This is a genomic window from uncultured Kocuria sp., from assembly GCF_947500125.1.
Lineage (GTDB): Bacteria > Actinomycetota > Actinomycetes > Actinomycetales > Micrococcaceae > Kocuria.
This window is the reverse complement of record NZ_CANMRA010000033.1, coordinates 1-17,288: the sequence shown is the minus strand read 5'-3', so window position 1 is coordinate 17,288 and position 17,288 is coordinate 1. Positions and strand designations below refer to the sequence as shown.

General features: G+C 73.3%; 13 protein-coding genes. 8 read left to right on the top strand and 5 right to left on the bottom strand.

The genetic code is table 11. From position 1 onward, the window contains the following. Positions 1 to 1,287 (bottom strand): serine hydroxymethyltransferase, encoded by a 1,287-nt coding sequence (gene glyA / locus Q0817_RS16985; RefSeq protein WP_298590979.1) that lies wholly within the window; start codon positions 1,285 to 1,287, stop codon positions 1 to 3. Positions 1,288 to 1,321: 34 nt separating this feature from the next. Further along, a complete protein-coding gene (locus Q0817_RS16980; RefSeq protein ID WP_298590976.1) occupies positions 1,322 to 2,548 on the bottom strand; it encodes a heparan-alpha-glucosaminide N-acetyltransferase domain-containing protein in 1,227 nt (408 codons plus the stop codon). Between the two features lie 231 nt (positions 2,549 to 2,779). On the opposite strand from Q0817_RS16980, the gene Q0817_RS16975 reads away from it, so the two are divergent. The 4 genes from Q0817_RS16975 (at position 2,780) to Q0817_RS16960 (ending at position 9,287) form a co-directional block, all read left to right on the top strand. Further along, positions 2,780 to 3,526 (top strand): response regulator transcription factor, encoded by a 747-nt coding sequence (locus Q0817_RS16975; RefSeq protein ID WP_298590973.1) that lies wholly within the window; start codon positions 2,780 to 2,782, stop codon positions 3,524 to 3,526. A gap of 114 nt (positions 3,527 to 3,640) precedes the next feature. Beyond that, positions 3,641 to 5,182, top strand: coding sequence for a cell wall metabolism sensor histidine kinase WalK (locus Q0817_RS16970; RefSeq protein ID WP_298590970.1), 1,542 nt, complete (start codon positions 3,641 to 3,643; stop codon positions 5,180 to 5,182). Positions 5,183 to 5,376: 194 nt separating this feature from the next. Next, positions 5,377 to 8,700 carry a beta-phosphoglucomutase family hydrolase gene (locus Q0817_RS16965; RefSeq protein WP_298590967.1) on the top strand — a complete coding sequence of 1,108 codons (3,324 nt, stop codon included), beginning with the start codon at positions 5,377 to 5,379 and terminating at the stop codon, positions 8,698 to 8,700. A gap of 35 nt (positions 8,701 to 8,735) precedes the next feature. Then, entirely contained in the window at positions 8,736 to 9,287 is a 552-nt protein-coding gene (locus tag Q0817_RS16960) for a gamma carbonic anhydrase family protein (RefSeq protein ID WP_298590964.1), read from the top strand. 57 nt (positions 9,288 to 9,344) lie between these two features. Here Q0817_RS16960 and Q0817_RS16955 read toward each other — a convergent pair whose 3' ends face one another. Continuing rightward, entirely contained in the window at positions 9,345 to 9,926 is a 582-nt protein-coding gene (locus Q0817_RS16955; protein ID WP_298590961.1) for a TetR/AcrR family transcriptional regulator, read from the bottom strand. Positions 9,927 to 10,076: 150 nt separating this feature from the next. Here Q0817_RS16955 and Q0817_RS16950 point away from each other — a divergent pair, with 150 nt between their 5' ends. The 3 genes from Q0817_RS16950 to Q0817_RS16940 all read left to right on the top strand — a co-directional run bounded on the left by Q0817_RS16950 (position 10,077) and on the right by Q0817_RS16940 (position 14,240). Further along, a complete protein-coding gene (locus Q0817_RS16950; RefSeq protein WP_298590958.1) occupies positions 10,077 to 11,171 on the top strand; it encodes a Gfo/Idh/MocA family protein in 1,095 nt (364 codons plus the stop codon). Between the two features lie 139 nt (positions 11,172 to 11,310). Next, complete coding sequence (locus Q0817_RS16945; protein WP_298591035.1) at positions 11,311 to 11,817, top strand: Hsp20/alpha crystallin family protein; 507 nt, start codon at positions 11,311 to 11,313, stop codon at positions 11,815 to 11,817. Positions 11,818 to 12,017: 200 nt separating this feature from the next. Next, positions 12,018 to 14,240 carry an NADP-dependent isocitrate dehydrogenase gene (locus tag Q0817_RS16940; protein WP_298590954.1) on the top strand — a complete coding sequence of 741 codons (2,223 nt, stop codon included), beginning with the start codon at positions 12,018 to 12,020 and terminating at the stop codon, positions 14,238 to 14,240. A gap of 142 nt (positions 14,241 to 14,382) precedes the next feature. Here the strand turns inward: Q0817_RS16940 and purH are convergent, their stop codons facing one another. Beyond that, positions 14,383 to 15,993: a bifunctional phosphoribosylaminoimidazolecarboxamide formyltransferase/IMP cyclohydrolase gene (gene purH / locus Q0817_RS16935; RefSeq protein ID WP_298590951.1), complete on the bottom strand. Its 1,611-nt coding sequence runs from the start codon at positions 15,991 to 15,993 to the stop codon at positions 14,383 to 14,385. A 78-nt stretch (positions 15,994 to 16,071) separates the two neighbouring features. Next, the gene (purN, locus tag Q0817_RS16930; RefSeq protein WP_298590948.1) at positions 16,072 to 16,653 is read right to left on the bottom strand and encodes a phosphoribosylglycinamide formyltransferase; all 582 of its coding nucleotides are present in this window, start codon (positions 16,651 to 16,653) and stop codon (positions 16,072 to 16,074) included. A 60-nt stretch (positions 16,654 to 16,713) separates the two neighbouring features. Between purN and Q0817_RS16925 the strand changes: the two genes are divergently transcribed. Next, positions 16,714 to 17,220 (top strand): hypothetical protein, encoded by a 507-nt coding sequence (locus Q0817_RS16925; protein ID WP_298590945.1) that lies wholly within the window; start codon positions 16,714 to 16,716, stop codon positions 17,218 to 17,220. Positions 17,221 to 17,288 lie beyond the last annotated feature (68 nt).

Genomic DNA, 17,288 nt, shown 5'->3' with positions numbered 1-17,288 from the left:
TCACCACTCCTCGAGGCCGTCGTAGAGCGGGAAGTCCGCGGCCAGCCGGTCCACGCGGGCCCGGAGGGCGGGGATGTCCGCCCCGGGCTTGAGGGCGGTCGCGATGATCTCGGCGACCTCCTCGAACTGCGGGGCGCCGAAGCCCCGGGTGGCCAGTGCGGGGGTGCCGATCCGCAGCCCGGAGGTGACCATCGGCGGGCGCGGGTCCCACGGCACGGCGTTGCGGTTGACGGTGATCCCGGCCTGGTGCAGGAGGTCCTCGGCCTGCTTGCCGTCCAGCTCCGAGTGGCGCAGGTCCACGAGGACCAGGTGCACGTCGGTGCCGCCGGTCAGCACCGACACCCCGGCCTGGGCGACGTCGTCGGCGCCGAGGCGCTCGGCGAGGATGCGGGCGCCCTCGACGGTGCGCTCCTGGCGGTCGCGGAACTCCTCGGTGCCCGCGATCTTGAAGGCCACGGCCTTGCCAGCGATGGCGTGCATGAGCGGTCCGCCCTGCTGGCCCGGGAAGACGGCGGAGTCGATCTTCTTCTTGAGCTCGCCCGTGGTCAGGATCACCCCGGAGCGGGGCCCCGCGAGGGTCTTGTGCACGGTGGAGGTCACCACGTGGGCGTGCGGCACGGGGTTGGCGTGCAGACCCGCGGCCACGAGGCCCGCGAAGTGGGCCATGTCCACCCACAGCTTGGCCCCGACCTCGTCCGCGACCGAGCGGAAGGCCTCGAAGTCCAGCTCCCGCGAGTACGCGGACCAGCCGGCCACGATGACCTGCGGGCGCTCGGCCAGGGCCTGCTCCCGCACCTTGTCCATGTCGATGGTGTAGCTGTCGGGGTCGACCTCGTAGGCGGCGATCTCGTAGAGCTTGCCGGAGACGTTGAGCTTCATCCCGTGCGTGAGGTGGCCGCCGTGGGCCAGGGAGAGGCCCATCAGCTTGTCGCCGGGGGTCATGAGCGCCTGCATGACGGCGGTGTTGGCCTGGGCGCCGGAGTGGGGCTGGACATTGGCGTGCTCGGCGCCGAACAGGGCCGTGGCCCGGTCCCGCGCGAGGTTCTCGACGACGTCGACGAACTCGCAGCCGCCGTAGTAGCGGCGCCCGGGGTAGCCCTCGGCGTACTTGTTCGTCAGCACCGAGCCCTGCGCCTCGAGGACGGACCGGGGCGCGAAGTTCTCGGAGGCGATCATCTCGAGGGTGCCGCGCTGGCGGCCGAGCTCGTCGGCGATGGCCGCCGCGATCTCCGGATCGACCTCGGCGAGGGGCTGGTTGGTGACGGACGGGGACGTGCTCGTGGACATGCCGCTCCTGAAGATGGGGACCTGGGTGGACCGTCTACGAGTTTAGGCGATGGCGCAGCACCAGGTCCCGCCCGGCGTGCGCGGACCGGCCGACGACCCGTTCGAGAGGTCCCCGCCCCCGGGTCCGGCGCCAGAGGACGGCGAAGACGGTGCCCACCAGGACGTGCACGAGGAACCACAGCACCGGCTGCTCGTAGTGCAGCTCCAGGAAGAGGCCGAGCAGGTGCGCCGAGTACAGGGTCAGGGTCATCGAACCCGCCGCGACCAGCGGCAGCAGGACGTGCTCGGCCCGGCGGGCCACCAGGAGGCACAGGCCCAGCACGAGGGCCCCGGTGCCCACCCCGCTCAGCAGGGCGAGCGGGGTGTTGGTGTGCGGCCCGGTCACGGCCAGCCACCACCAGGTGGACGTGGGCAGGACGGGGTCCGGCCCGTACACGAGCACGTCCTGGACGTCCTCCCGGCCCAGGAAGGGACTCGCGGCGAGCAGCCGGTCGATCCCGCCCAGGGGGTGCAGCAGCAGCCAGGAGGTGACGGCGGAGCCCGCCGCGAGCGCGGCCCCGCCGATCAGGAGGCCGGTCTGCGTGCGCGCGGCCGAGAGGTCCAGCCGCCCCAGGGCCATGCCGGCCAGGAGGAGGACGAGGTAGGTGATCCCCGGGTACGAGCCGGTCACGAGCAGCTGGGCGAGGGTGGCGCCCGGCTCGGTGACGACCTCGGCGAGGCCGGGGTTGTAGACGGTGAACCCGGGCAGGACGGGCCCCAGCGAGTGCACCAGCACGGGTCCGAGCACGGCGAGCCCCGCCGCCCAGGCGAGCAGGGCGCGCGCGGACAGGTGCAGGAAGGGCAGGGCGAGCAGGAAGAACAGGCCGTAGTACACCAGGATGTTGTAGGCGGGCGGGTCCTCGGGGGAGAGCTGGTTGATCAGCAGCCCCAGCACGGTGACGAGCACCGCGCGCACGAGCAGCCCCGCCCGGTCGGCGGTCATCCGCGGGCCCTCGTGCACCCGGGTCCCGCCCGAGCCGAGGGCCAGCCCCACCCCCGCCAGCAGCGCGAACAGGGCGGCGGCCCGGCCGGAGAACAGTGTCCACTGGGCGGTGGCCTCGAAGGTCTCCGAGTCCCAGGACGGCAGGATGTGCACCGAGACCATGCCGAGCAGCGCGAGCCCGCGGGCCGCGTCGATCCCGACCAGGCGCCGGCCGGCGCGCGGGCTCTCGGGCGGCGCCGCGGACCGGGCCTCCCCGACCGGGTGGTGGGTGTGCAGCATGGTGGTGGTTCCCCTCTCGTGACGTCCCGCCGGCTCCTGCCCGGCGGGTCCGGGCCCCCCGGGCCCGCTTCCTGCGTCCACTCCAGCAGGCGGGGATGTGGCGCTCTTATCGGCTTCCTGTGCCGGAACTGTGAAGTGCGTCCGCAAAGGACCGGGGGGCGGGTCCGGCGCTACGCTGAGGACGGTCCGAGGACGCCGGCGCCGCCGGCGGGGACCAGGAGGGAGCCCGCCGTGACCGAGCCCGTGCAACGGCCCACCGCCGTGGACCTCCCGCGCCTGCGGCACCCCGACGGCGCACCGGTGCGCGCCCTCGTCGTCGACGACGAGCCGCTGCTGGCCCAGATGGTGTCCATGGGCCTGTCGATGCTGGGCTGGCAGGTGCGCTCCGCCCACGACGGCGACGCCGCGGTGGTCGAGGCCCGCGGCTTCCGGCCCGACGTGCTGGTGCTGGACGTCATGCTCCCGGGCTGCTCGGGGGTCGAGGTGCTCGAGCGGATCCGCTCCTTCTCCCCCACCGTCCCGGCCCTGTTCCTCACCGCGAAGGACAGCACCGAGGACCGCATCACCGGCCTCGCCGCGGGCGGGGACGACTACGTGACGAAGCCGTTCGACATGGAGGAGCTCCTGCTGCGGCTGCACCGCCTGGTGCAGCGCGCGGGCATCGCCCACCCGGACGCCGCGGAGCTGGTCGTGGGAGACCTCGTGCTCAACGCGGACACCCGGGAGGTCCACCGCGGCGGCGACGAGATCACGCTGACCGCCACCCAGTTCGACCTGCTGCGCTGCCTCATGGAGAACGCGCGCCGGGTGCTCAGCAAGCCGCAGCTCCTCGAGCAGGTGTGGGGCTACGACTTCGGCGGCCAGACCAACGTCGTGGAGCTCTACATCTCGTACCTGCGCAAGAAGGTCGACGCCGGCCGGGCGCCCATGATCCACACGGTGCGCGGCGCCGGCTACGTCCTCAAACCGGCCGAGTGAGCGCCCACCGAGGACGTGCTGTCCCATGAGCCCCGATCCCGTGAGCCCCGTCGACGTGAGTCCGGCCCCGGTGAGCCCCGCCCCTCCGAGTCCCGGCCCCGTGGGCGCCGTCCGATGAGCACGGCCGGACCCGGCGCCCGGCCCCGGCCGCGGTGGACCGGCCGGGGCCGGGCGCTGCAGCTGCGCACCAAGCTGCTGCTGACGGTCCTGGCCCTGCTGACCGTCGCCTGCGCCGCGGTGGGCGCCCTGGGCCTCGCGGCCCTCAACGTGTCCCTGGGCGAGCAGCTGGACCGCGAGGTCCGGGACGCCTCCTTCCGCGCGATCGAGTACGGGGTCCGGGCCGCCGCCGGGCCCTCGGAGGAGCTCGAGGCCATGATGGACGTCCCCGCGCAGGGCGCGGGGACCCTCAACGCCCGGATCGTCGACGGCGAGGTGGTCCGCGCCGGGCTCTTCGCGGCCGACGGGACACGGCAGGAGCTGACCGACGCGGACCGGCGGCGGATCGGGGAGCTGGTGACGGAGCTCGGCGCGGAGTCGGACGAGGACGGCGGCGAGCAGTGGGGCCCCGTGGACGTGGAGCTGGCCGTGGGCGGCTACCGCGTGCTGGTGGTCGACGACCCCTGGGACTGGGGGCTCGTGCTGACCGGCCTGCCGCTGGCCGACAAGGAGGACACCCTGCGCAGCTTCGGGGTGAGCACCGCGGCGATCTCCACCGGCGCCATCGCCGCCACGGGGCTGCTCGGGCTCGTCGTCGTCCGGCGCACCCTGCGCCCCGTGGAGCGGCTCTCCGACGTGGCGACCCGTGTCTCGGAGCTCGACCTCGACCACGGGGAGGTGGTCCTGCCCGTGGGGGCCGTGGCGCCGGCCGCGCACCCCGACACGGAGGTGGGCCGGCTCGGCCACGCCTTCGGGCGGATGCTGGACAACGTCGGCCACGCCCTGACCGCCCGCGAGCGCAGCGAGACGCGCGTGCGCCGTTTCGTGGCCGATGCCAGCCACGAGCTGCGCACCCCCCTGGCCAGCATCCGCGGCTACGCGGAGCTCATCCGGCTCACGGAGCCGATGAGCCCGCAGGGCCGCACCTCCCTGTCGCGGGTGGAGTCCGAGGCGGCGCGGATGACGGGGCTGGTCGAGGACCTGCTGCTGCTCGCGCGCCTGGACGAGGGCCGGGCGGTGGTCACCGAGGACGTCGACCTGCTCGAGCTGGTGGTCGAGACGGTCAGCGACCTCCGGGTCGCGGCGCCCGGCCACGTCTGGCGCCTCGAGCTGCCCGACGAGCCCGTGCTCGTCCGGGGCGACCCGGCCCAGCTGCGCCAGGTGCTCATCAACCTGCTCGCCAACGCCCACCAGCACACGCCCGCCGGGACCACGGTCACGGCGTCCCTCGGGACCGGTCCCGCCGGCGGGCCGGGGACCGGCGGCGAGGCCGTGCTCGCGGTGGGCGACGACGGACCCGGCATCGGCGCCGACTTCCTCGAGCACATCTTCGCCCGCTTCGCCCGGGAGGACCACGCCCGCGCCGGGACCTCCCGGGGCGCGGGTCTGGGGCTCTCGATCGTGGAGGCGATCGTGCACGCGCACCACGGGCGGATCGACGTCAGCAGCGTCCCGGGCAGCACGCGGTTCACCGTCCGCCTGCCGCTGGCGGACCACTGAGCGGACGCGGCTTGCCCCTGTGGCCCCCGGGCCGTTTAATGAACTGGTCAGGAACCGTCGGCACGGACGGCCGTCTCCGCTCCAGTGCCAAACCGCAACGCCGCGTCCGGGGTCCGTCGCGTGCCGTGTGCTGGGGTTTCTCCGTGCGGTTCCGGGGGCCACGGAAACCGCACCCACCTTCCGGAGGAACTCTCGTGAACGCACTGCCCACCGCCCCGTTCACCGCGTCCCTGCCGCGCATCCACGGCGCGGACGCTCCTTCGCCGGCGGTCGACCAGCTGCGCATCCCCCACGAGGCCGTGATCTTCGACATGGACGGGGTGGTCACCGACACCGCCGCCGTGCACGCGGCGGCCTGGAAGACCCTCTTCGACGCGATCCTGGCCGACGACCGGCTCGAGCCGGCCGAGGAGGGCACCACCGTGGACCGGCGGCCCTTCGACGCCGACGCGGACTACCGCCACTACGTGGACGGGCGACGGCGCGAGGACGGGATCCGCTCCCTGCTCGCCGCCCGGGGTGCCCGCCTGCCCGAGGGCGACGAGACGCCGGGGGCGTGGACCGTGCAGGGCCAGGCCGTGCTGAAGAACACCTACTTCCAGGACGCCCTGCAGGTCCAGGGCGTGCGGGTCTTCGAGCGGACCGTGGCGCTCATCGAGCGGCTGCGCGGGGCCGGGGTGCCGGTGGGCCTCGTGACCGCGAGCCGCAACAGCGTCCCGGTGCTGGCGGCGGCCGGGCTGCAGGACTCCTTCGACATCATCGTGGACGGCCACTTCGCCGCCGAGCACGGGCTCCCCGGCAAGCCGGCCCCCGACACGTTCCTGACCTGCGCGAAGATGCTCGGGGTGAACCCGGCCCGGTCCGTGGTGGTGGAGGACGCCGTGTCCGGGGTGCAGGCCGCGGCCGCCGGCGGCTTCGGCATGGTGGTGGGCATCCGCCGCCACGGCGAGCGCAACGACCTGTACCGGGCAGGGGCCACGCTCGTGCTCAACGACGTCGGCGAGCTCGACCTCGGCGCCCGCCGCGACGACCCCTGGAAGCTGGTCTTCGAGGGCTTCGACCCGACCGCCGAGGCCCGGCGGGAGACCCTGCTGACGCTGGCGAACGGCTACATGGGCGTGCGCGGCTCCGCCTGCGAGTTCCCCGACAACGGGGTGCACTACCCCGGCAACTACCTGGCCGGCATCTTCAACCGGGTGGTGAGCCACCTGAGCGGCCGCGACGTCGAGCACGAGTCCATGGTCAACGCCCCCAACTGGACCCACCTGGACCTGCGCGTCTCCGGCGGCGACTGGTGGTCGGAGGGCGGGCTGAGCCCGTCCGACGAGCGCACGGAGCTGGATCTGCGCCGCGGCCTGCTCATCCGGTCCCTCACCCTCACCGACCTCAACGGCGACCGTGGCGAGGACGGGGCCCGTGCCCAGCTGGAGATCGTCCAGCGCCGCCTCGTGTCGCTGCGCTTCCGCCACCTGGGGGCGCAGGAGACCACGGTGACCGCCCGGGGGTTCTCGGGGCGGCTGCACCTGCGCACGGGCATCGACCCCAGCGTGCGCAACAACGGGGTCGCCGAGTACCAGGACCTCAACGACCACCACCTCGTGGACCTCGAGTCGACGTCCCTGCCCGACGACCACGAGACCCTGCTCTCCCACGTGCGCACCACCCAGTCCAAGATCGAGATCACCACGGCCCAGCGCACCACCATCGAGGGCGGCCAGAACGTCCGGGAGCGCCGCGAGATCCGCCCCGGCGGCACCGAGTTCCGCCGCCACCAGGTCAACATCGCCGACGGCCGGCCGGTGATCATCGACTCGACCACGGCGGTGGTCACGAGCCGCGACGCGGCGATCGGCTCGCCCCGTGAGGGCGCCCTCGCGGAGCTGGACCGCAACCCCAGCGGCGTCCGGGGCCTGCTGCCCTCCCACGAGATCGAGTGGTCGCTGCTGTGGGACCGCTTCGACGTGGACGTGTGCCCGGACCCGGAGGACAACACCGCGGAGCTGTGCCTCACCCAGCTGGCGCTGCGGGTGCACCTGTTCCACGTGGCCCAGACGCTGGCGCCGCACATGTCCCTGCGCGACGCCGGCGTCCCGGCCCGCGGCCTGCACGGAGAGGGCTACCGGGGGCACATCTTCTGGGACGAGCTCTACATCCTCCCGGTCGTCAACCTGCACCAGCCGCAGGTGACCCGTGCGCTGCTCTCCTACCGGTGGCGCCGGCTGCCCATGGCGAAGCACCGGGCCACCGAGTTCGGGCTCGAAGGCGCGGCGTTCCCGTGGCAGTCCGGCTCGGACGGCCGGGAGGAGACCCCGCCGGAGCTGTTCAACCACCACTCCAACCGGTGGCTGCCGGACAACTCGTGGCGCCAGTTCCACGTGGGCCTCGCGATCGCCTACAACGCCTGGATCTACTACGAGACCACCGGCGACCTGGACTGGCTGGCGGGCCAGGGCTCGGAGCTGATCATCGGGATCACCCGCCTGTTCGCGTCCCTCACCGACTACGACCCCGCGGACGGCCGCTACCACATCGCCGGCGTCATGGGCCCGGACGAGTACCACGACGGCCCGCGCGGCCAGCACGGCGGCGGGCTGAAGGACAACGCCTACACGAACGTCCTGGCGGCCTGGCTGTTCCGGCACAGTGCCCACATCTTCCACGACATGGTGGAGCACCAGCGCGAGGAGCTCTCCGCCCGCTTCGACCTCTCGGCCGAGGAGGTCGGGACCTGGCAGCGGATGGCCGAGCGGATGTTCGTGCCGTTCAACTCGGACGGCACCATCAGCCAGTTCCACGGCTACGACGACCTCGACGAGCTGGACTGGGAGTACTACCGGACCAAGTACCGCAACATCGGCCGCCTCGACCTCCTGCTGGAGAACGAGGGCGACATGACCAACAACTACAAGCTGGCCAAGCAGGCCGACACGATCATGCTGGTCTACCTCTTCGGTCCCGACGGACTCGTGGAGGAGCTCGGCCGGATGGGCTACGAGGTGGACCACGCCGCCATCGAGCGCACCGTCGACTTCTACATCGCGCGCTCCTCGCACGGCTCCTCCCTCTCCCGGGTGGTCAATGCCTCGGTGCTCGCGTGGCTGCACCCGGACCGCTCGTGGTCGTCCTTCCAGGACGCCCTGCTGGTGGACCTCGACGACACCCAGGGCGGGACCACCGGCGAGGGCATCCACCTGGGTGCCATGGCCGGCTCGGTCGACGTCGTGACCCGCGCCTACGCGGGGCTGCGCGTGCGGGGCGGGTGGCTCGAGTTCGACCCGGCCCTGCCGAGCCAGCTGGAGTCGGTCACCTTCACCGTGCTGTACCGCGGGCAGGTGATCCGGGTCTGCATCGACCACCACGTCCTGGAGCTCGAGGGCGCCTCCCGCCGCGCGGACGACGTCACGATCCACGTGCACGGCGCGGAGTACGTGCTCAAGGGCGGCCAGAAGATCCGGGTGGCCCTCCAGCACGGGCACCAGCGCTCCGCGCGGCCCGCCGTCACCCGGCAGGGCGTCTGAGCCGCGGGCGGGGGCGGCGCCGCTAGGCTGGGCCCATGGAACACTCCACGACGGAACACTCCACGACGCCCGGCCTGGTCCTCCCGCACGCGGGGCACGAGCCCCGCATCGCCTCCTCCGCCTTCGTGGCCCCGACCGCCACGGTGGTGGGCGACGTTGAGCTGGCACCGGAGTCAGGGGTCTTCTACGGTGCCGTGGTGCGCGGGGACCGCTCCCCCGTCCGGCTGGGCGCACGGTCGAACCTGCAGGACAACGTGGTGGTCCACTCCGACCCCGGTCACTCCTGCACGATCGGCGCGGACGTGAGCGTCGGCCACGGCGCCGTGGTGCACGGGTGCACCGTGGAGGACGAGGTCCTGATCGGGATGAACGCGACCGTGCTCAGCGGCGCCGTGATCGGCACGGGCTCGCTGATCGCCGCGGGCGCCGTCGTCCTCGAGGGCACCGTGGTGCCGCCCCGGTCCCTGGTGGCCGGGGTGCCGGCCAAGGTCCGGCGCGAGCTCACGCAGGACGAGCAGGAGAAGGTCCGCGCCAACGCGCGGACCTACGTGCAGCTCTCCGCCGAGCACCGCCGGCTCAACGCCTGACCCGCGCCCCGCGCCGGGTCACTGCCCGTGGTCGCGGCCCTCGGTCACGGCGCCGGGTCACTGCGCCGCGAGGGTGCGGGCGTAGTCAAGGTATGCGCCGTGGTCGAAGCCGGGCAGCAGGCACGACTGCACCACCCAGCCCTGCAGCACCGAGAGGATGGCCTGGGCGAACATCCCGGCCCACTCCCGGGCCGCGCCCGCCTCGAGCCCCAGCTCCTCGACCGCCCACCGCCCGTAGCGCTCCTCGACCCGGTCGCGCACGCGCCCCAGGTGCTCTCCGGCCAGCGCGGCCAGACCGGGGTCGCTCACCGCCCCGCCCCACGTGATGAGCAGCAGGCGGGTGGTGGCGGGGTCGGCGGCCAGCCGCTCCAGCAGCCCCACGACCCACGCCGCGGGATCGGTGCCGGGCTCGTCCTCCGCGGCCGCCAGGACCCGGTCCAGGGCCGCGCGGGCGGACGCCGCGACGAGCTCCTGCTTGCTCGGGAAGTGGTTGTACAGCGCTCCCGCGGACAGCCCCGTGGCGGCGATGATGCGGTGCATCGACGCCCCCTCGAAGCCGTGCTCGAGGAAGCACTCGCTGGCGGCGGCCACGATCTCGCGGCGACGCTCGTCCTTGTACTGCTGGCTCACCCGGGGCACGGCACCAGCCTACGCCACGAACGGTCGTTCGATCGGAGTCCGAGTTGGGCGGCACGGGGCGCGCGGCACCGGATGGGCGGCGGACGCGAGGCACCGGGCGGTGGAGACGGAGGCCCGGGCGCGGGGCGCGGGGCATGGCAGAATGCGCCCATGCCTGCCCAGACCCTCAGCCCGTTCGTCGCCGCCTCCCTCGACGCCGCCCACCTGGACGACCCCGGCACCGCGACGGGCCGCACGCTCGGGTGGGGCGTGGTCAGCACCGCCGACATCGCGGAGAAGGTGGTGCCGGACATCGCGGCGCTGCCCGACGCCCGGCTCGTCGCCGTGAGCTCGCGGGACCAGGAGCGCGCCGAGGACTTCGCCCGCCGGCACGGGGTGGCGCGGGCCTACGGCGGCACCGCCACGACCACGGGCCTGGACCGTCTCGCGGCCGACCCGGACGTGGAGATCGTCTACGTGGCCACGCCGCACGGCTACCACCACCGGGACGTCTCGGCGCTGCTGCGGGCCGGCAAGCACGTGGTGTGCGAGAAGGCCCTCGCCATGACCGCGGCGGAGGTGCGGGACCTGCTCCGCCTGGCGCGCGAGCACGGCGTCTTCCTCATGGAGGCCGTCTGGACCCGCATGACCCCGGGCTTCCGCACGGCGATGCGCTGGATCCAGGAGGGCCGGCTCGGCCGGGTGCGCTCGGTCGAGGGATCCATCGGCATGCACCGGCCACTCGACCCGGCCCACCGGCTGTTCCGGCGGGCCGACGGCGGCGGGGTGCTGCTGGACATGATGGTCTATCCCCTGACCTGGACCTCCGCCGTGCTGGGGACCCCGGAGCGCTGGAGCGCCCGCGCCGAGCTCGGCGCCACGGACGTGGACCTGGACACCGCCCTGACCCTGGACTTCGGGCACGGCCGGGCGCACGTGAGCGGCACCCTGTCCTCCACGGTCCCCCACCAGGTGACGATCAGCGGCACGGAGGGCTGGCTGCGCGTCGACGGCCGGATCAACTGCCCCACCACCCTGGTTCTGCAGACCGCCGCGGGCGCCCGCGGCGGCGCCGCGCCCGTCGTGGCGCACGTGGACGTGCCGGGCGCGGGATACGTCTTCGAGATGCGCGAGGCCACGCGCTGCGTGCAGCGGGGACTGCTCGAGTCCCCCGTCATGCCGTGGGCCGACTCCCTCGAGCTCGTGGAGCTCTTCGACCGGGTGCGGGAGCGGATCGGGGTGCGGTATCCCCACGACGCCCACTGACGGGCGGTTCGCCCTGGGCGATGCGGACCCCGACCTGTTGAAGACCCCCGGGGGCGGACCTATCATGGACAACAGTTGAGTTGATCCGACTCAACTAAATGTCGAAGACATTGCTCACATGGTTGAGGAGATGATTGACATGGCCACGATGTTCACCCCGTTCAACGATTTCGACCGGCTCGCCGCCTCGCTGTTCGCCCGGCAGGGCCTGCGCGAGATGCCCATGGACCTGTACCGGGACGGCGACCAGTACATCCTGCGGGCGGACCTGCCCGGCATCGACCCCGAGAGCGTCGACGTCGACGTCGACGGTCAGCTGCTGACCATCCGGGCGGAGCGGAAGCTGCCCGAGGTGCAGGACGTCCAGTGGATCACCCGGGAGCGGCAGAGCTCCTCGTTCGTGCGCCAGCTCAACCTGGGCCAGGGCATCGACATCCAGGGCATCGCCGCGAACTACGACAACGGCGTGCTCACGGTGACGATCCCCGTCTCGGCGCAGGCCAAGCCGCGCAAGATCCAGGTGGTCTCCGGCCAGGGCGAGCAGCAGCAGGCCCTGGGCGAGGGCCGGGAGGACTCCGGCGACCGCGTGATCGGCGAGGGCGAGCTCGTCAACGGCGCCGAGTCCACCCAGCCCACGGAGGGCTGAGCCCCTCCCCGCCGGCAGCGGCCCCGCGCCGGCCGGCGCCCCGGCCACGGGCCCGTTCCCCCGAGGGGGGAACGGGCCCGCCGTCGTCCCCGCCCCGCCCGCGCCCTCCGGCCGGCCAGCGGGCGGGGCGCCGCCTCGGGTATCTTGGCACCAGGAAGCAACACCACCGATCCGACGACATCCTGGGAGACAGCCCGCACATGGCCAAGATCATCTACACCCGCACCGACGAGGCGCCCCTGCTCGCCACCTACTCGTTCAAGCCGATCATCGAGGCCTACGCCTCGACCGCCGGCGTCGAGGTGGAGACCCGCGACATCTCCCTGGCCGGCCGCATCCTCGCGGCCTTCAACGACCGCCTGCCCGAGGACCAGAGGGTCGACGACGCCCTCGCGGAGCTCGGCGAGCTGGCCAAGAAGCCCGAGGCCAACATCATCAAGCTCCCCAACATCTCCGCCTCCGTCCCGCAGCTGAAGGCCGCGGTCAAGGAGCTGCAGGAGCAGGGCGTCGACCTCCCGGACTACCCGGACGAGCCGCGCTCCGAGGAGGAGAAGGAGACCCGGGCCCGCTACGACAAGATCAAGGGCTCCGCCGTCAACCCGGTGCTGCGCGAGGGCAACTCGGACCGCCGCGCCCCGGCCTCGGTGAAGAACTACGTCCGCAAGAACCCGCACCGGATGGGCGAGTGGACGGCGGAGTCGAAGACCAACGTCGCCACCATGGGCGCCGACGACTTCCGGGACAACGAGAAGTCCGTGGTCATGGAGGACGACGACGCCCTCACGATCCGGCTGGTCGGTGAGGACGGCAGCACCACGGTGCTCAAGGAGTCCATCCCCGTGCTGGCCGGCGAGGTCGTCGACGGCACCGTGATGCGGGCCGAGGCCCTCGACGCGTTCCTCGCGGAGCAGGTCGAGCGCGCCAAGCGGGAGGACGTCCTGCTCTCGGTGCACCTGAAGGCCACCATGATGAAGGTCTCCGACCCGATCATCTTCGGCCACGTGATCGAGGCCTTCTTCCCGGAGCTCTTCGCCGCCCACGGCGCAGCCCTCGAGGAGGCCGGCCTGACCTCCGACAACGGTCTCGCCGCGATCCTCAACGGCCTCGACGCCCTGCCGGCCGACGTGCGCGACGACGTGCGGGCCGCGATCGACAAGGGTCTCGCCGAGGGCCCGAAGCTCGCCATGGTGAACTCCGACAAGGGCATCACGAACCTGCACGTGCCCTCCGACGTCATCGTCGACGCGTCCATGCCGGCCATGATCCGCACCTCCGGGCACATGTGGGGCCCCGAGGGCGAGGAGGCCGACACCCTCGCGGTGCTGCCGGACAGCTCCTACGCCGGGGTCTACCAGGTGGTCATCGACGACTGCCGCGCCAACGGCGCCTTCGACCCGACCACCATGGGCTCGGTGCCGAACGTCGGTCTCATGGCGATGAAGGCCGAAGAGTACGGCTCCCACGACAAGACCTTCGAGATCCCCGCGAAGGGGACGGTCCAGGTCGTCGACTCCTCCGGCGCCGTGCTCATCGAGCACGAGGTCTCCCCCGGCGACATCTGGCGCGCGTGCCAGACCAAGGACGTCGCGATCCGGGACTGGGTCAAGCTCGCCGTGACCCGCGCCCGGGCCTCCTCGACGCCGGCCGTGTTCTGGCTGGACCGCACCCGCGCCCACGACACCAACCTCATCGCGAAGGTCGAGCAGTACCTGACCGAGCACGACACCGAGGGCCTGCAGATCGAGATCATGTCCCCCGAGGAGGCCACCGCGTTCTCGATCGAGCGGATCCGCCGCGGCGAGGACACCATCTCGGTCACCGGCAACGTGCTGCGCGACTACCTGACGGACCTGTTCCCGATCCTGGAGCTGGGCACCTCCGCGAAGATGCTCTCCGTGGTCCCCCTCATCAACGGCGGCGGGCTGTTCGAGACCGGGGCCGGCGGGTCCGCGCCGAAGCACGTCCAGCAGCTGGTCGAGGAGAACCACCTGCGCTGGGACAGCCTCGGCGAGTTCCTCGCCCTGGCCGCGAGCCTCGACCACCTCGCCTCGACCGCCGACAACGCCCGCGCCCGGATCCTCGGCGAGACCCTGGACCGGGCCACGGGCACGTTCCTCGAGGAGAACAAGTCCCCGAGCCGGAAGGCCGGCGAGATCGACAACCGCGGCAGCCACTTCTACCTGGCCCTGTACTGGGCCCAGGAGCTGGCGCGCCAGGACGAGGACACCGAGCTGGCCCAGGCCTTCGCCTCCGTGGCGCAGCAGCTGGCCGACAACGAGGACGCCATCAACGAGGAGCTGCTCTCCGTGCAGGGCCGGCCCGCCGACATCGGGGGCTACTACCGCCCGGACGACGCCAAGACGTTCGCGGTGATGCGTCCCTCCGAGACGTTCAACCGGGTCCTCTCCGCACTGAGCGCATGAGCCGAGCGCGCATGAGCTGAGCGCGCCCGCCGACCGCACGGACCGGCGCGAGCGGCACGCACGGCAACGGCCGCACCCCCGTCGAGGGGTGCGGCCGTTGCCGTGTGCCGCGCCGCCGGCTCCGCTCGGCCGGGCGCGCGGATCAGTGGAAGAAGTGCCGCGCCCCGGTGACGTACATCGTCACGCCGGCGGCCTCGGCCGCGGCCACGACCTCCTCGTCCCGGATGGAGCCGCCGGGCTGGACCACGGCGCGCACGCCGGCGTCCAGGAGCACCTGCAGACCGTCCGCGAACGGGAAGAACGCGTCCGAGGCCGCGACGGCGCCGCGGGCGCGCTCGGCGCCGTCCTCGCCGAGGGCGTTGGCCCGCTCCACCGAGAGCCGGCAGGAGTCCACGCGGTTGACCTGGCCCATGCCGATGCCCACGGACGCGCCGTGGTCGGCGAGCAGGATCGCGTTGGACTTCACGGCCCGCAGCGCCTTCCACGCGAAGGCGAGGTCGGCGAGCGTCCGCTCGTCCGCCGGCGCCCCCGCGGCGAGGGTCCAGCCCGCGGGGTCGTCGCCCGGGGCGTCGAGCCGGTCCGAGACCTGCAGCAGGGCGCCGCCGGAGACCTGCCGGTACTCGAGGACGTCCCGCTCGAAGCCCTCGGGCAGCTCGAGCAGGCGGATGTTCTTCTTCGCCTGCAGGATCTCCAGGGCCCCGGGCTCGAAGCCGGGGGCCACGACGACCTCGGTGAAGATGTCCTTGACGGTCTCGGCCATGGCCCGGGTCACGGTCCGGTTGGCGGCGATCACGCCGCCGTAGGCGGAGAGCGGGTCGCACGCGTGGGCCTTGCGGTGGGCGTCGGCGATCGGGTCCTCGGCGCCGGGGGTGGCCACGGCGAGCCCGCACGGGTTGTTGTGCTTGACGACGGCCACGGCCGGCTCGTCGAAGTCGTAGGCGGCGCGCAGCGCGGCGTCGGCGTCCACGTAGTTGTTGTAGGACATCTCCTTGCCGTGCAGCTGGTCGGCCTGGGCGATGCCGGGGGCCGCGGCCTCGTCCACGTAGAGCGCGCCCTTCTGGTGCGGGTTCTCGCCGTAGCGCAGGGAGGCCGAGCGCTGCAGGGCCAGGCCGGCGTAGGGCGGCCAGAAGTTGGCGTCCTCGTCCCGCTCGAACTGCTGCGCCGTCCACGTCGCCACCGCGGTGTCGTAGGCGGCGGTGTGCGCGAACGCCGCGGCGGCCAGCCGGCGGCGCGCCCGCAGGTCGAAGCCGCCCGAGGCCGCGGCCTCGACGACGGCGTCATAGCCGGCCGGGTCCACGACCACGGACACGGCCGCGTGGTTCTTCGCGGCGGCCCGGACCATGGAGGGCCCGCCGATGTCGATCTGCTCCACGACCTCGTCCTGGCCGGCGCCGGAGCGCACGGTGTCCACGAACGGGTAGAGGTTCACGACCACGAGGTCGAACGGCTCGATCTCCAGCTCCGCGAGCTGGTCCATGTGGTCCTGCTTCCGGCGGTCCGCGAGGATGCCCGCGTGCACCCGCGGGTGCAGGGTCTTCACCCGGCCCTCCAGGCACTCCTGGAACCCGGTGACGTCCGCGACCTCCGTCACCGGAACGCCCAGGGCGGCGATGCGCTGCGCGGTCGAGCCGGTGGAGACGATCGCGACGCCGGCCCGGTGCAGACCCGTGGCGAGGCCCTCCAGCCCGGTCTTGTCGTAGACGGACACCAGTGCCCTCTTGATGGGCACGCGGTCGGGCTGGATGGGGCTCACAGGTTCTCCAAGCGTTCGAGGTCGTGGTTGCCGGCGGGATCCGCCGGGAACCATTTTACGGACCTCCGCCGGGCCCGCTCACCGGGCGTCGTGCAGGGCTCCGCGCCGGGCGGTCGCGCCGAGCGTCCGCACGAGCAGCTCGCGCTCGGCGGCCTTGATCCGCTCGTGCAGCTGCGCCTCGGTGTCCCCGTCCTCCACGGGCACCGCCGCCTGCGCCAGGATCGGACCGGCGTCGACGTCGGCGACGACCTCGTGGACGGTGACGCCGGTGACCTTGACGCCCTGCGCGAGGGCGTCCCGCACCGCGTGCGCCCCCGGGAAGGACGGCAGCAGGGACGGGTGGGTGTTGATGATCCGGCCCGCGAACGCCTCGACGAACTCGGCGTCCACGATCCGCATGAACCCCGCGAAGACGATCCGGTCCGGCTCCCGGGCGGCCACGGCCTCCTGCAGGGCGCGGTTCCACCGCGTGCGGTCCGGGTGGTCGCCGGGCCGGACGACGAATGTCTCGACCCCGGCCTGCTGGGCCCGGTCCAGCCCGGTGCAGGGCTTGTCGGCGCCCACGGCGGCGATCTCGACGTCGATCCGGCCCTCCCGGACGGCGTCGAGGACCGCCTGCAGATTGGTGCCGGAGCCGGAGACCATGACCACGATGCGCATGCCGTCGAGTCTAGTCGGGCGGGCGGGGACCGGTGCCCGGGGTGCCCTAGAGTGAAGGGCATGACCCCTCCCCGCCCGAGCCCCGAGGCAGCCCCCGCGGACGCACGACGCGCCGCCGCGACCCGTACGGCAGGAGGCGGGCTGGTGTGCGCGGCGGTCGCGCTGGTGCTCGTCGGTTCCGGCCTGTGGCCCACCGTGGCCGGGGTCGTGCTGGCGGCCGCCGGGATCGGGCTGGGGATCACGGCCCTCGTGCGCTCCCGCGGGACGGACCAGCGCCGGCTGCTGGTGGTGAGCGCGGTCGCCGCGATCGTGCTGGGCACGCTGAGCCTGCTCACCGGCGGCGCCCGTCTGGCCCTGTGGCCCGTGGCCGAGGCCTACCAGGAGTGCGTCGCCGGCACCCTCACGCTCTCCGGGGCGGCGCAGTGCCAGCAGGAGCTCGAGGACGGGATCTGGAGCTATCTCTCCGGCGGCCCGGCAGCACCGGCCTCGGACGCCGCCGCGGGCGCCTCGACCGCGTCCACGTCGAACGCCTCCGCGGGCCCGGGCTCCGCCACGGCCCGCCCCTGATCCGCCCACGGGCCCGCCTCGGCGCGCCCTGCGCCGGCCCCGTCCCCGCCGGTGCCCGGCGCGCTCCG

Excerpts from the sequence above, each read along its gene's own strand:
- glyA (WP_298590979.1), bottom strand. The coding sequence starts at position 1,287 with ATGTCCACGAGCACGTCCCCGTCCGTCACCAACCAGCCCCTCGCCGAG.
- Q0817_RS16980 (WP_298590976.1), bottom strand. The coding sequence starts at position 2,548 with ATGCTGCACACCCACCACCCGGTCGGGGAGGCCCGGTCCGCGGCGCCG.
- Q0817_RS16970 (WP_298590970.1), top strand. The coding sequence starts at position 3,641 with ATGAGCACGGCCGGACCCGGCGCCCGGCCCCGGCCGCGGTGGACCGGC.
- Q0817_RS16960 (WP_298590964.1), top strand. The coding sequence starts at position 8,736 with ATGGAACACTCCACGACGGAACACTCCACGACGCCCGGCCTGGTCCTC.
- Q0817_RS16950 (WP_298590958.1), top strand. The coding sequence starts at position 10,077 with ATGCCTGCCCAGACCCTCAGCCCGTTCGTCGCCGCCTCCCTCGACGCC.
- Q0817_RS16945 (WP_298591035.1), top strand. The coding sequence starts at position 11,311 with ATGGCCACGATGTTCACCCCGTTCAACGATTTCGACCGGCTCGCCGCC.
- Q0817_RS16940 (WP_298590954.1), top strand. The coding sequence starts at position 12,018 with ATGGCCAAGATCATCTACACCCGCACCGACGAGGCGCCCCTGCTCGCC.
- purN (WP_298590948.1), bottom strand. The coding sequence starts at position 16,653 with ATGCGCATCGTGGTCATGGTCTCCGGCTCCGGCACCAATCTGCAGGCG.
- Q0817_RS16925 (WP_298590945.1), top strand. The coding sequence starts at position 16,714 with ATGACCCCTCCCCGCCCGAGCCCCGAGGCAGCCCCCGCGGACGCACGA.